Below are 13,870 nucleotides of genomic sequence, written 5' to 3'. Positions count from 1 at the left end.
GCGTCACCCAGCCACAGCCGCCTTCCGCTGCACTGCAGCAGATTCCGGCGTGAACCCAGCGACGATCGGGTAACGCGTCAGCCGGCCACGGCCGCCTTCCGATGTGGTGCAGCAGGTTCCGGCGTGAACCCAGCGACGATCGGGTAACGCGTCAGCCGGCCATGGCCGCCTTCCGATGTGGTGAGACAGATTCCGGCGTGAACCCAGCGACGATCGGGTAACGCGTCAGCCGGCCACGGCGGCCTTCCGTCGTCGTGCAACAGACTTCAGTGTGTCCCGAGGACCGGCCCGATGGCGCGTCCATCGGCAACGGTCCCCTTCGGCAGTGCTGCCGAAGGGGACCGTTGCCGCGCACTGGCCGTGCTCTACACGACGCTGTCGCGCCGCATGGCCTCGATTTCGTCGGCGCTGCAGCCTATTTCGGTGAGCACCTCGTCGGTGTCGGCCCCGTGCTTGCGGCCGGTGTACCTGATGCGGCCGGGGCTGCCACCCATTCGCCACATGACGTTCTGCATCCGGACGGGACCGAGGTCGTCGTCCTCGACGGTCGTCACCATCTCGATGGCGTTGACCTGTGGATCGGACAACAGATCGCTCGGCTTGTAGACGGGAGCGACTGCGGCCCCTGCCTTCTCGAACTCGTCGATCACCACGTCCTTCGTCCGTTCGCCGATCCAGCCGCCGACGTACTCGTCCAACAGGTCCGCGTGGGCGGCGCGCTGACGCCCGGTGGCGAACCACGGTTCGTCGAGCACTTCGGGGTGACCCACCAGCACGAGCACGCGTTCGGCTATCGAATTGGCGCTCGTGGAGATGGCCAACCAATGCCCGTCTGCGGTCTTGTACAGGTTGCGGGGCGCGTTGTTGCTGGACCGGTTCCCGGTTCGCTCCTGATCGATCCCCAGCTGGTCTGCGTAGATGACGCCCGGCCCGACCGCGGCCATGATCGGGCTCAACAGATCCAGATCGATCTGCTGGCCGATGCCGCCGTTGTTGGTGCGGTGCAGCAGAGCCATCGACACGGCCGACGAGCCCGCGATCCCGGCGAGGGAATCGGCCAATCCGAACGCCGGAAGTGTCGGCGGCCCGTCGGCTTCACCGGTCAGGTGCGCGAACCCGCTCATCGATTCGACGAGCGTGCCGAAGGCGGGCCTGGTGGCGTACGGTCCGGTCTGACCGAAGCCGGTGACACGCAACAGGATCAGACCCGGGTTGAGCTCGGAGAGCACGTCGTATCCCAGCCCCCAGCGTTCGAGGGTCCCGGGCCGGAAGTTCTCGACCACCACGTCGGCCTCTGCGGCGAGGCGGCGAAAGAGCGCCCCGCCCTGGGAGTTTCCGAGGTCGAGGGTCATCGTGCGCTTGTTCCGCCCGATCATCGTCCACCAGAGTGGGTGACCGTCCTTGTCCAGACCGTGTCCGCGCATGCCATCCGGCTTGGTGGGGTGCTCGATCTTGATGACCTCTGCCCCGAAGTCGCCCAGGATCTGCGCGACGAGGGGGCCTGCGAGGATCGTCGAGATGTCGAGAACCTTGATGCCCTCCAGTGGGCCCGTCACAGGTACGGACGGTGCAGGTAGCGGCCTGCGGGAGCACCGGCGACGGCACCGTCGGCGAGTACCCGCTGACCACGGACGAACGTGTCGGTCACCTTGGCACCGAGCTCGAATCCCTCGAACGGCGTGTATTCCTGAGCCGACTCGGAATCCTCCGGGCGCACGGTCCAGGTGTGATCGGGGTCGATGAGGGCGATGTCTGCGTCCATGCCGACGGCGATGTCTCCCTTGCCCGGCAGGCCGTAGCGTCGGGCCGGGTTCAGTGACGTGAGCTCGGCGATACGACGCCAGCTCAGGCCGCGCTTGCGTCCTTCGCTGACGAGACCGGGCAGCAGGTATTCCGCACCACCGAAGCCGGACTTCGCGGCGAAGATGTCGCCTCGGTCCTCGGCGAACTTCTTCTCGTCCTTGCAGCAGGCGTGATCACTGACGACCCAGTCGATGTCACCCGCGAGCAGGTGCTCCCACAGCGCTTCGACGTCGTCGCGCGGGCGCAGCGGCGGGTTGACCTTGCCGCCGAGTCCGTAGGCGGTGTCGATGTCGGCCAGCAGGTGCCCGATGGTGACCTCGCGGCGGAAGTTGACGTGCGGGAACGCCTTTGCCATCCGCATCGCCGCGGTCAATGCCTTGCGCGAGGACAGGTGCAGCAGGTTGATGTTGGGCAGCTGCGTCTCGTCGGCGAGGAACGACGCGATGGTGACGGCGAGGCCCTCGGAGTGCGGTGGCCGCGACGCACTGTATGCCGCGAGGCCCTCGAGAGTGCCGTCCTCCTCGACGATCTTGGTGTACGCGCTCATGATCTCCGCGGTCTCGCAGTGCAGCGACAGCGAGATGTGATCGGCCTTGTCGCCCATCTGCTCTCGGGCAGCCTGGATGCCGCGCATGACGAACTCGAAGTGCGCCAGGTCGTAGCGCTCGCCCTCGGGTGTCATGAGGAATTCGCTCTGATCGGTGGACCGGCCGTGCAGCCCGTGGCTGCCGTAGAACATGAAGATCTTGAACGACGTGACGCCGTGATCTGCGATGAGCGCGGGGATTTCGTCGATGTGTTCCTTCGACATCGGCGCGAGGTGGTACGCATAGTCGACGTAGGGGCGTCCCTCGGTGGCCGCGAGAACCTTGGGGAACACATCCGCGTAGGAACCACCGGTGTTCATGTAGTACTGCCCGGTCCGCATGTAGGACAGCGACGTGGTGACGCCGCCCTGGACACACGCCCGCGACTCGGTCTCGGCGTCGTCACCGAGGGAGTTGTAGATACCCCAGTGCTGGTGTGCGTCGACGACACCCGGGAACGCGACCTTGCCGGCCGCGTCGATGACGGTATCCGCTGCCAAGGCATCGATATTCGCTTCGATGCGAGTGAACTTGCCGTCTTCGATCAGCAGGTCCAGAAATTCGCCCTCGTCGGGGGCGTCGGATCCTGGTCGAACTACGCGCGCATTGGTGATCAACAGCGTTGACATGGTGGTCCTTTCGAATTTTTTCACAAGAGTTGGGTTGTTCGAAGCGAACTTGCCGCGAGGTATGCGAGTCCGAGCGCCGGGAGCAGTCCGTTCCCCGCGAGATACCCGGCAGCACCGTGGCCGGAGATGCCCATTGCGGCACCGCCCGAAGCGAACAGACCGGTGATGGCGGAACCGTCGGTGCGGAGAACACGTGCGTTCTCGTCGACGACGAGCCCGCCCTGGGTGTGGAACAACGCGGGCACGATCTTGATGGCTGCGTACGGTCCGGTGAGCGAATGCTCGAAAGAGGTGCGGCCGAACGGATCCGACGCCTCTCCCCGTGAATACTTTTGCACAGCGGCCAGCTCCTCCGCCACTGCCGCAGGTGGAAGCCCCGTTGCGGCAGCAAGGCCGTCCGTGTCGTCGGCCCACACCGCGGCACCCGAGTCGACGGTCTGCTGGAAGTCCTTGAACGACAGGCACTTGTCGTAGATCTCGCGGTCGATGACGACCCAGCCCTCCGAGCCCGGCCTGGCGGCCAGAATGGCTGCGTACTCGGAGTACCCGGTCGTCTCGTCACCGAACCGGTGCCCGGATGCGTCGAGCACGACGCCGCCGTGCATCACCGTCGCCCATCCGACGAGAGTCGTCGCCTGCTTCGAGAGTGCCGCGTGTCCCTGGTACGCATCCAGATACGCCGAATCGGCACCGAGACGGCGCCCGATGGTCAGCGCGTCACCGTTGGAGTGCTCACTTCCGTGATAGCGCGCCGCGGATATCTCCGGTACGTGCTCTGCCACCAACTCGGCGTTGGCACCGTAGCCGTTGGTGGCCAACAGGACTGCGCGCGTCGGAACTCGGTCGACGCTGCCGTCGGGCATCGTGATCGTCACGCCGTCGACGGCCCCGTCGGAATCGACGGACACATCGGTCAGCCGGGCGGGCATCAGCATGTCGATGCGCGGCTCGGCGGCGACCGCTCGCGCAAGATGCTCGAGCATCCCACTGCCGTGACGGCCTTCGACCGTGTGACAACGAAACTGCGAATGGCCGGGGTATGCGAAATCGGTGACGAGCGTGAGGGGCAGCTGCACGTGATCTGCGAGCCATTCCACCAACGGCGCACTGACATCGGCGAGGGTGGACGCCAGCCGCAGATCGGCAGTGCCCTTCGTTTTGCGCAGGACGTCGTCCAGGAACTGTTGCGGCGAATCGTCGATTCCGGCCGCTCGCTGCCACCGTGAGCCGGCACCGGGGATCATGGCCGTGGACATCGCCGTGTTGTTGCCCCGCTTGAAGTGCGCACTGGCCTCGACGACCAGCACGTCGAGCCCCAGCTCGGCTGCACGCAGAGCAGCGACGAGGCCACCGCCCGCGCCGGCCACCACCAGGTCGGGTCCGTCCTCGCTCACGCGGAGACCTGCAGCTCGGAACGCAGACCCAGCAGCCGCAACGCCGTGCCGGTCGGGTCCACCACCTGCGGTGACGTCGGTGGATCGACGAGATCGACGGCAGAGCAGGCGTTGATGGCGATGGTGCAGCGGAGCTTGCCCGCGTGTTCGGAGACCGCTCTCCCCCAGGTGCCGGTGTCTGCGATGTCGTGCACACCGAGCCCGAGTACTCCGGTGGCCTCGGCGACGATCCCGTAGAACCCGAGTCGGCGGTCCAGTTCCGCAGCGATCGCGTCGTTTCTCGCCAGGGCACCGATCCGGTGCCCCTGGGAGGCATAGAACGAGGCCGTCAGCCGGGTGAGGCCGTAGAGCGGCCGAGCGAACGAATCCGCTTCCTCGGCGCAGGGGTCGAGCACGCAGTCGGGCAGGAACCCGTCGGCGTGCGTGTCCGGCACGGAACGAAAGGCCCGTGACAGCACCTGTTCCGACCGTCTGACGTCGAGTTCGGTATCCAGTGCGCTCGGCGCGTCGGGCCCGACGTTACGGAGCTCGACGGTGATCCCCGCGGGCGAAAGGTGGTCGTACCGATCCTGCCGGCGCTGCAGTTCTGCCGCGTCGACGTCGATCGGGGTGAAAGCCAAGAGATGCATGTGAGGTGAACTCCTAAATACCGAGGTAGGCAGCTTTGACCCGCTCGTCGTGTGCCAGTTCGGGCCCGGTGCCGGTCAGCACGATGGACCCGCTCTCGATGACGTAGGCCCGATCGGAGATCGCGAGTGCCTGCGCGGCGTTCTGTTCGACGATCAGTACGGTCACACCCGAGTCACGGATACGCACGATCGCCTCGAGCACCTGAGCTGCCAGCTTGGGAGCGAGCCCGACGGACGGTTCGTCGAGTGTCAGTACTCGCGGCTTGGACATCATGGCGCGGCCGATGGCGAGCATCTGCTGTTGACCGCCGGACATGGTGTCGGCCCGCTGCTCTCGTCGTTCGGCGAGAATGGGGAACAGGGCGTAGACCTGGTCGAGGGATTCCTTCACGCCGCTGCGCTTCTGGGTGTACGCGCCCATCTCGAGGTTGTCGGCCACGGTGAGGCTGCCGAACAACGCCCGATCCTGGGCGACGTGCACCAGCCCCGCTCGCACGATCCGGTCCGCCCGCATCCCGTGAATGGCGTTGCCGTCCAGCATGATTCTGCCACCGGACGTGGACACCATGCCGGAGAGCGCACGCAGCGTGGTCGTTTTCCCCGCGCCGTTCGCGCCGATCAGGGAGACGATCTCGTGCCGATCGACCGAGAGGTTCACCCCGTGCAGGATCTCGAGACGACGGTATCCGGCGTGCAGGTTGTCGATTTCGAGCATCATGCTGTCTTCTCCTCACCGAGGTATGCCTCGACGACGCGGTCGTCGGCAACCACCGTGCGTGGGTCGCCCGAGGTGAGCACCGCCCCCTCGTGCATGACCACCAGACGTTCGGACAGGGCCATCACCGCAGCCATGATGTGTTCGACGAACAGCACCGTCTGACCCTGCTGATGCACCGTGCGCAGCAGTTCGATCATCGGTGCTCGCTCGGCCGGGACGAGCCCGGCGAGAACCTCGTCGAGGAGCACGACGCGTGGCTCCATGGCCAGGGCGCGAGCGAGTTCGAGTCTCTTCAGGCCTGCCGTCGACATGGTCGAGACCTTGCCGCCGACCTGGTCGGACAGTTGCACGCGGTCGAGGACGTCGAGGGCATGCTGCCGGGCGTCTTTGCGTGACTTGCGCTTCGACAGTGCGGCGATGGTGACGTTCTCGAGCACCGACATCGACTCGAAGGGGCGCATGAGCTGGAACGTACGTACCAGCCCGGCGCGCGCGATCTTGCTCGCCGGCCATCCGGTGATGTCCGTACCGTCGAAGATCACTCGGCCTGCTGTCGGGGGCTGCTCACCCGACAGCAGGGAGAACAGGGTCGTCTTGCCTGCCCCGTTGGGGCCGATGATGCCGAGAAATTCGTGCTCGGGCACGTCGAGGCTGACCTCGCGTACCGCGTGGATTCCCGAGAAGGATTTGCTCAGGTTCTCGATGGTCAACAAGCTCATCGGTTCCACCTCTCACGGATCGTGCCGAAGATTCCCTTGGGCAGGAAGATCACGATCGCGATCAGAATCACCGAGTACGCGGCGACGTCCAATCCGATTGTTCCCTGCAGGAATTCGAGGAAGGCGGGCGGGTTTCTGAGCAGTTCGTTGATCAACTCCGACAGCGGCCCGATCACGGCGGCACCGATGACCGGGCCCCAGATCGTTCCGATGCCGCCGATGACGGCCGGCACGATCGCTTCGACGGAAACCGCCGAACCGAAGGCCTGCTCGGGACCGACGAAGAAGTAGTACTGCGTGTAGTAGACCCCGGCTACGGCGGTCAGCGCACAACTCGCCGCCACGGCGATCAACCGATACTTCATCGTGTCGATACCGAGCGAGGCTGCAGCGGTTTCGTCGTCGCGGGTGGCCTGGACGAACTGCCCTGCGCGGGAACGGGTGTAGAAGATGGTGCCGAGAACCGCGAGCGTCAGAATGACCAGCGGAATCCAGACGTAATTGGGGCTGCCCTTCTCGAACTGCAGCATCCACCACGAATCACGCGGCAGGATGGGCACATTGAAGCCCTCGGTCTTGTTGAACACCTCGAGGTTCTGCACCAGCAGCAGAAACATCTGCGCGAAGGCGAATGTCGCCAGTGCGAAGTACGACCCGGCGAGTCGGTAGCGCAGGCACAGGTAGGCGATGAGTGTGCCCACCGTGGCCGAGAGGACTGCCGCGACCACCATCGAGATCCACGGGGAGATTCCGTGCTCGACCAGAAGATACGCACCGGAGTACGCACCGATTCCGAAGAACGCGGCGTGGCCGAAACTGAACATGCCGCCGAACCCGCTCATGATGTTCCACGCCACGGCCATCACGGCGAAGATGAGCGTGCGCACGGCAACCGTCTGGGCCTGCTCGCCGAGGAGCAGCGGCAATGCCGCCACGACGACGAATCCGATGACCAGCGTGATCAATTGGCGGCGTAGCCACGTGTCCTTCAACCGCGGATCGTGCTGCACCGGTGTGGGTGCGCTTCTTGTCGTAGTCATCGGCGCGCTCCGTACAATCCTTCGGGCTTGAGAAACAGAACGAGAACGAACACCGCGAATACCAGGATCAGCGAACCTGTTCCGGGGAGGTACAGCGCGCCGACGGTCTGCACGAGGCCGATGACGAGCCCGCCGACCATGGCTCCGACGACACTTCCGAGTCCGCCGAGAACCACGATGACGAACGCCAGGATGGTGAATTGTTCTCCGACCGACGGCGTCAGGCTGGTGAACGGTGTCATCAACCCGCCGGCAACCGCGACACAGGCTGCGCCGATACCGAAGGTGAGCGCGTAGACCCGACCGATGTCGACGCCGACGAGCTTGGCTCCCTCGGAGTTGGATGCGACTGCGCGGATGGACAATCCGAGCGGCGTCCGCTTCAGTACCGCGGTGAGCGCGACGGCGACCAACGCGGCCCCGATGAACGCGATCACTCGCGGCCACGACGCGACGGCACCGAGCACGTCGAGGGAACCGTCGATCGGAGCCTGCACCGATTGCGGTCGCCCTCCGAAGATCATCAGCAGCACGTTGATGATCAGCAGCGACAGGCCGAGGGTGACCAGGAGCGGGCCGTCGTGACTGCCGCTGATGGTCAGTTTCGTCAACAAAGTTGCTTGAACGACCATGCCGAACAAGAACATCACCGGAACGGCGACCAGTGTTGCAACGTAGACCGGCAACCCGGCGGTGGACAGCGCGTAGACGATGTACATCGCCATCGTCAGCATCGCACCCTGGGCGAAGTTGACGATGCCGAGAACACCGAAGATAAGCGTCAGTCCGACGGAGATCAGTGCGTACACACCGCCGAGAAGGAGTCCGGAGACGACCGACTGTGTGACCAGGCCCTGGTCTTTTCCACCGACGAGGTAGATCACCGCCATGATGACGACGATCGCTGCTGCGACCGGGATACCGGGGTTGAGCCCCGCGAGACCTTTGTTCCCCGCTTTCTCTGCGGTCGAGGTAGCGGCCGTCACTGGCCGGCTCCCGCGGGGAACTGGATTGCGTCCGTTGCGAACTCCTCGGGGAAGACCTGAGCGACTGCTCCGTCGCGAACCTGCATGACGATGACGGTGGCGTTCTTGTTCTGGCCGGTCTCGTCGAACTCGATCGGTCCGTTGAACGCGAGAAGCGGATCCTCGATCGAGACGCCGGAGATGGCGTCGCGCAGATCCTCGGGATCACTCGACGCACCGTCGTTCAGTCCGGCCGCGATGACCTCGACTGCCTGGTAGGACAGCATTGCTGCGGTCTCCATCGGGCGTCCGTACTCGGCCTCGAACCGCGAGCGGATGTCGGTGACGCGGTCGCTGGTGGCGTCGAAGTGGTAGTTGGCGCTCAACACGCCCTCGCCTGCGGCACCTGCGTCACTGGGGAACGAGCTGTCGTCGAACGCGCCGTTGGCAATTCCGTAGACGCCCTTGACGTTCAGGTTCAGCTGCTCGACCGCACGTGCGATCAGCAGCCCGTCCGGGTAGTAGCCGGTGGCGACGATGACGTCGGGGTTGGACACTGCAGCCTCACGCACCTGCGTGGTGGCGTCGGAGAAATTCGTTGCCGGATAGGTGATTTCCTGCACCGACGAGATTCCCTGGTTCGCGGCCTCGGCCTCGAATGCGTTGAAGACGCTGTCGCCGAAGGATCCCTCGATGTGCAGGTAGGAGACGCGGTCGATCGGCTGACCGGTCTGCTCCTCGATCGCGGCGAGCGCCTTGGCACCGTCGGTTCCCATGCTGGACGCATTCGGCTGCATGCGGAAGGAGTACTGGTAACCCTGGTCGAGGATCTTGTCGTCCACCGCCACATCGATCACGAGCGGAACCCGAGATCGCTCGGCAACCGAGGCGACGTTCTGTGTGACGTCGCTCTGGTACGTGCCGATGAGCGACACCGCGCCGTCGTCGATCAGCCGCTGCGCCTCACTCTGTCCGACCTCTGCTTTGCCCTGACTGTCGCCCGACACCAACTCCAACTGCCGACCGTCCATGGACGAAATGCCGCCTGCTGCATTGATATCGGCCACGGCGAGGGCAGCACCGTCGTTCATCAGCCCGCCCACTCCCGCCAGAGCTCCGGTGGTGGGATGAACCGATCCGATCTTGATGGGGCCGGAGTCGTCCGAGCCGGTGGAGGAGCCACATGCTGCCGCACCCACGACTGCAACGGCTGTCAGCACGCCTACGAGCTTCTTCATTGTTGAGTCTGCCTTCCGCGCCCATCGGCGCCGAGTCGAACCACTGGGCGGAACCTATCGTTCCGCTGAGCGCACCATCAGATTGATGATTGATCTCGCTGAAATCGAGTATGGCACGCATCACGGCCTCAGAACAGGCTCTTCCGTCAATTTCTTGTTACGGGTATGGTTCGCTCAGCGGAACGCACGCACATCCGAAAGGTGACACTTATGGTCAGCAGGCCTGCACTGGAGACGTCGACGGGAACAGAGTCCGCCGATCGTGTCGCCGATGTGCTCATCGCCTTCGCGCAATCCGATCGGGCACTGGGCGTGTCCGAGATCGCTCGCACTCTCGACCTGAGCAAGGCTGTGGTGCACCGCATTCTGCAGTCGCTGGCATCGCGGTCGATCGTGCAGCCGGTTGCGGGCGAGTCGACGTATTCCCTCGGCCCGGCGGCGATCGGACTCGGCACCAAGGCGTGGAGCCAGCTCGACGTCCGGTCGATTGCGGCTCCCGTGCTGCGCGCGCTTCGCGCGAACACACGCGAGACCGCAACGCTGTCGGTGCTCGTGGGGCACCGTCGTGTCTATCTCGATCAGTACGAGAGCCCCCAGGAGGTGAAGATGGTGGTCGAGATCGGCCCTCAGTACGCGTTGCACTCGGGAGCCTCGAGCCGAGCGATCCTGGCGTTCCTCCCCGATCGATTCGCGGACGAGGCCTTCCAGGAACTCCGCAGCAGTTCCCCCGACGCCGACGAGACCCGCTTCCGCGCCCGCCTCGCAGAGATCCGTACCAACGGATACGCAACCTCGACGAACGAGCGAAACACCGGTGCAGCGTCGATCGCCGCGCCGTTCTTCGACGCCGCAGGGCACGTACTCGGATCGGTCAGCTCCTCGGGCCCCGCTTTCCGCTACTCCTCGTCCGCGGACGACGAACACATCGTTCATGCTGGTCAGGTCGTCGCGGCGGCCCAGTCGATCACCACCATCCTGGAAGCGCGTGCAGCTCGATGACCCCTACCTCCGCCCGGTCGTTCCTCTACGTACCGGCAAACAAGCCCGAGTTGTTCGACAAGGCCGTGCGCGGTGCCGCAGACGCGGTGATCATCGACCTCGAGGACGCGGTTCCGTTGGCGGACAAAGGCCGAGCGCGTGCCGACCTCGCGGGGTGGTTGGCCTCGACGGCGTCGACCGATACCCAGATCTGGATTCGCATCACCCCCGAATTCATGACGCAGGACCTCGAGGCCGTCGCCGGAGGCGGTGTCACCGGCATCATGGTGGCGAAGTGTTCGGTCGAGTCACTCACGCGCGCAGACCGATTGCTCACCGAGCACAACCTGCCCGGGGTCGAGCTGATCGGGCTGATCGAGACGGCTCACTCCTTGCGCGCTCTGCCGGAGATGGCTCGATGCAACAGAGTGCGAACATTCGGGATCGGTGAAGTCGACCTCCTCGCGGACCTGCGCATCACCCGTTCGGAATCGACGGAAGCGATGATCGACGCACTCAGGCTGAACGTCGTGATCGATTGTGCTGCTGCGGGATTGGCAGCACCGATTGCCCCGACGTCGACCGATTTTCGCGATCTGGACGGGTTCGTCGGCACCACGGCCCGTTTCGTGCAGATGGGTTTCCGGGGCCGGACGGCATTGCACCCCAGTCAGGTTCCGATCATCAATGCCGCGCTCACCCCGACCTCGGACGACATCACCACAGCACGTCGACTGGTGGAGCTGTACGAGGTGTCTCAGGGAGGACCGACCGTCGACGACAACGGCAGATTCGTCGACGAGGCAGTGGTGCGGGGCGCACGGGAAATCCTCGCCCGGGCCTGAACCGACCGAACTGCAGCTCGGGCACCGCCACACGAGTGACGGTGCCCGAGCCGGTGGGACAACTGTTCTATTGTTGCGTGGTCGATTTCAGGTCGGTCAACGGTGCGAGCAGTGTCCCGATATCGGTCAGGTCCCCGAGACGATCGCATCGGCCGGCCAGTTCCTTCAGCTCGACGTCGGAGAGGAACGGCCCCGCGTTGCTGGTGAACTTGGTCGAGACCTCACCGAAGGTCAGCGGCCGTTCGGGTCCGCCACGAGTGGTGAGCACCTCTTCGACCACTACTGTTCCGTCGGTCAGAGTTGCGGTCAGCACCGCCGGGAATTGGTGCGGGAAGATGGCGTCGCACTTCGGGTTCGGAACGACGTCGACCTTGGCCATCAGAGCTCGCCGATCTGCTGACTTCGCCAACTCGTCGGTGTAGTCCTCGAGCGCAGCACCGAGTCCTCCCCCGCCGAGCAAGCCGACCACCACTGCGTACGGTCCGCTGAACTGCGCCATGTACCCGGTCTCGGGCGTGCGTTTGACGTCGATGGGTTCACCGATGGTCCGCAGGTTCGCCGCGGGCACTCCCAGCTCGAGCTTCTCGATCTGCTCCGGCCGGATTCCTCTCGCCCGCAGCGCTGCTCCTGCGTCTATTGCCGCATGGGTGAAGTGATTGGCGGGGTACGGCTTGAAGAAGATTCCGGGAACGGCCCACTCGGAGCCGAGTCCGTCCAGAATCTCGTTGGCTCGGCCAGGTTCGTGCAGCCAGGCCTGGAAGAAGCCGAACCGTCCTTCGAGGACCGTCGGTGGCCCGGTGATCCCATGACGCGCAAGGCCTGCGGCCGAGAGCGCGGAATGCGCAGCCCAACCGCAGTGCATGCGCTTGACGGTGCCCCCGGTGCGATTGGCCTCGATGATGCCCGACGCCATCGACGCGGCAATGCCCATCGTGTCGACGATCTGCTCCTCCGACGCACCACCGATGACAGCGGCAGCCACAGCGCTACCCATCGCACCGCAGATGGACGTCGCGTGCTGTCCGTGCTCGAAGAACACCGAGTTCTTGGTCTCCGGGTCGAACCCCGCCATACCGATGCGCACACACACTTCCAGCCCGATCGCGATGCCGCGGACGAGTTCTCGACCGTCGGTACCGTGCTCCTGAGCAGCCGCGAGAGCCGCGGGCACGACACTGGCGCTCGGATGCAGGATCGATGGAAGATGCGTGTCGTCGAAATCCAGCGAGTGTGCGAGCACTCCGTTGACGAAAGCGGCGAGGGCCGGAGGGAGAGCGATGTCGAGGCCGACCGCGGATGCCGTTGCTGCCCCGCCTTGTTCGCGGGCCCATGCGGTCGCAGCCTTGCTCGTCTCGAGGTCGGTGGCCGCAACCGCGATCCCGAGCGTATCGAGCACCCGCATCCCGACCGAGTTGACGACGGCGTCGGGTAGATCCTGATAGTGGGTGGTCGCGGCGAAACGCGCCAGGTGCTGCGCGAGCGTACGTTCGCTCATGCGGACGTCACCGCCAGCGGCCGTACCGGCGAACCCGTTGCGCCGAAGATGTTCAGGGGAACGAGAACGAACGTGAACTCGAACAGTTCCTGCTGGGAGAGCTCTTCGAGGTCGAGTGCTTCGATGATGTAGATACCGCTCTCCACCAACAGAACTCGGTGCGCGGGGAGCAGCGCGTGACCACCGCCCGGGGCGAGCCGCTCGAACGCGATGGTGTCTGCGCCTGCAGCGTGTACACCCTTGTCCGCCAGCCATTGCGCGCCTGCTTCTCCGACTCCGGGAACTCCGGACGGGCCGCCGACGTACGGCGATCCCTCGGCGAACAACTGCCCCCATCCGCTGCGAATCAGCACGACATCGCCGCGTTCGATCTCGATTTTCTCTGCAGCACATGCCGATTGCAGATCATCGACAGTGATCTCGTACCCGCCCTCGCAGCGACCGACACCGAGGAGCCTCGGGATGTCGAGCAGCACGCCGCGGCGGATCATGGGTTCGATGGTGTGGACGCCGTGTTCGACATACTTGCCGCCCAGGCACGACTGCCCGGCATCGGCACCGCCGTGCAGCTTTCCGTCGTGGCTGACGTGAGCGAGAGCGTCGATGTGAGTGCCCACGTGCGTTCCGGTGGTGATCATGTCGTTCGCGGCGCTGCCGCCGTCTGCTCGAGTCACGTCGCCGTGTCTGCGCGGCAGGGTGTGCCAGAACTGAGGATGATTGGGCGACTGCGGCATCCCGACCCTCAACTGTCTACCGAGATCGACCGCGCGCACGCCCCCCTGGACTGCACGAAGAAGTTGATCGGACATTGCTTCGTCTCCTCGTTCGAC

13 protein-coding genes are annotated in these 13,870 nt (G+C 65.0%); 2 read left to right on the top strand and 11 right to left on the bottom strand.

What is annotated here, in order from left to right:
• Positions 1-365 precede the first annotated feature (365 nt).
• Genes AB0362_RS18865 through AB0362_RS18825 form a run of 9 tightly spaced genes read right to left on the bottom strand, consistent with a single transcriptional unit; the run spans position 366 to position 9,722 of the window.
• Positions 366-1,556 (bottom strand): CoA transferase, encoded by a 1,191-nt coding sequence (locus tag AB0362_RS18865; RefSeq protein WP_317810789.1) that lies wholly within the window; start codon positions 1,554-1,556, stop codon positions 366-368.
• Positions 1,553-3,019: a dihydroorotase family protein gene (locus AB0362_RS18860; protein WP_317810790.1), complete on the bottom strand. Its 1,467-nt coding sequence runs from the start codon at positions 3,017-3,019 to the stop codon at positions 1,553-1,555. The genes AB0362_RS18865 and AB0362_RS18860 overlap by 4 nt, the downstream gene beginning before the upstream one ends.
• Before the next feature lie 20 nt (positions 3,020-3,039).
• Positions 3,040-4,413, bottom strand: coding sequence for an FAD-binding protein (locus AB0362_RS18855; RefSeq protein ID WP_317533728.1), 1,374 nt, complete (start codon positions 4,411-4,413; stop codon positions 3,040-3,042).
• Complete coding sequence (locus AB0362_RS18850) at positions 4,410-5,042, bottom strand: hydantoin racemase (RefSeq protein WP_317533729.1); 633 nt, start codon at positions 5,040-5,042, stop codon at positions 4,410-4,412. Before AB0362_RS18850 ends, AB0362_RS18855 begins: the two co-directional genes overlap by 4 nt.
• A gap of 13 nt (positions 5,043-5,055) precedes the next feature.
• Entirely contained in the window at positions 5,056-5,760 is a 705-nt protein-coding gene (locus AB0362_RS18845; protein ID WP_068047080.1) for an ABC transporter ATP-binding protein, read from the bottom strand.
• Complete coding sequence (locus AB0362_RS18840) at positions 5,757-6,479, bottom strand: ABC transporter ATP-binding protein (protein ID WP_317533730.1); 723 nt, start codon at positions 6,477-6,479, stop codon at positions 5,757-5,759. Before AB0362_RS18840 ends, AB0362_RS18845 begins: the two co-directional genes overlap by 4 nt.
• Positions 6,476-7,519, bottom strand: a complete 1,044-nt coding sequence (locus tag AB0362_RS18835) for a branched-chain amino acid ABC transporter permease (RefSeq protein ID WP_068047081.1) — start codon at positions 7,517-7,519, stop codon at positions 6,476-6,478. Before AB0362_RS18835 ends, AB0362_RS18840 begins: the two co-directional genes overlap by 4 nt.
• Entirely contained in the window at positions 7,516-8,505 is a 990-nt protein-coding gene (locus AB0362_RS18830; protein ID WP_094670731.1) for a branched-chain amino acid ABC transporter permease, read from the bottom strand. Before AB0362_RS18830 ends, AB0362_RS18835 begins: the two co-directional genes overlap by 4 nt.
• Positions 8,502-9,722 (bottom strand): ABC transporter substrate-binding protein, encoded by a 1,221-nt coding sequence (locus AB0362_RS18825; RefSeq protein ID WP_068051173.1) that lies wholly within the window; start codon positions 9,720-9,722, stop codon positions 8,502-8,504. The genes AB0362_RS18830 and AB0362_RS18825 overlap by 4 nt, the downstream gene beginning before the upstream one ends.
• Before the next feature lie 210 nt (positions 9,723-9,932).
• On the opposite strand from AB0362_RS18825, the gene AB0362_RS18820 reads away from it, so the two are divergent.
• Together AB0362_RS18820 and AB0362_RS18815 are read left to right on the top strand one after the other, a co-directional pair.
• Positions 9,933-10,721: an IclR family transcriptional regulator gene (locus AB0362_RS18820; RefSeq protein WP_068051171.1), complete on the top strand. Its 789-nt coding sequence runs from the start codon at positions 9,933-9,935 to the stop codon at positions 10,719-10,721.
• Complete coding sequence (locus tag AB0362_RS18815; RefSeq protein ID WP_317533731.1) at positions 10,718-11,545, top strand: CoA ester lyase; 828 nt, start codon at positions 10,718-10,720, stop codon at positions 11,543-11,545. The genes AB0362_RS18820 and AB0362_RS18815 overlap by 4 nt, the downstream gene beginning before the upstream one ends.
• A 67-nt stretch (positions 11,546-11,612) precedes the next feature.
• Here the strand turns inward: AB0362_RS18815 and AB0362_RS18810 are convergent, their stop codons facing one another.
• Both AB0362_RS18810 and AB0362_RS18805 read right to left on the bottom strand, forming a co-directional pair.
• Entirely contained in the window at positions 11,613-13,040 is a 1,428-nt protein-coding gene (locus AB0362_RS18810) for an MmgE/PrpD family protein (RefSeq protein WP_317533732.1), read from the bottom strand.
• The gene (locus AB0362_RS18805) at positions 13,037-13,849 is read right to left on the bottom strand and encodes a cyclase family protein (RefSeq protein ID WP_068051189.1); all 813 of its coding nucleotides are present in this window, start codon (positions 13,847-13,849) and stop codon (positions 13,037-13,039) included. Before AB0362_RS18805 ends, AB0362_RS18810 begins: the two co-directional genes overlap by 4 nt.
• Between the last annotated feature and the right edge of the window lie 21 nt (positions 13,850-13,870).

The sequence above is a fragment of the Rhodococcus sp. NPDC079359 genome (assembly GCF_040702585.1).
In the GTDB taxonomy this organism is placed as follows: Bacteria; Actinomycetota; Actinomycetes; order Mycobacteriales; family Mycobacteriaceae; genus Rhodococcoides.
This window is presented reverse-complemented; position numbering and strand designations above follow the sequence as displayed.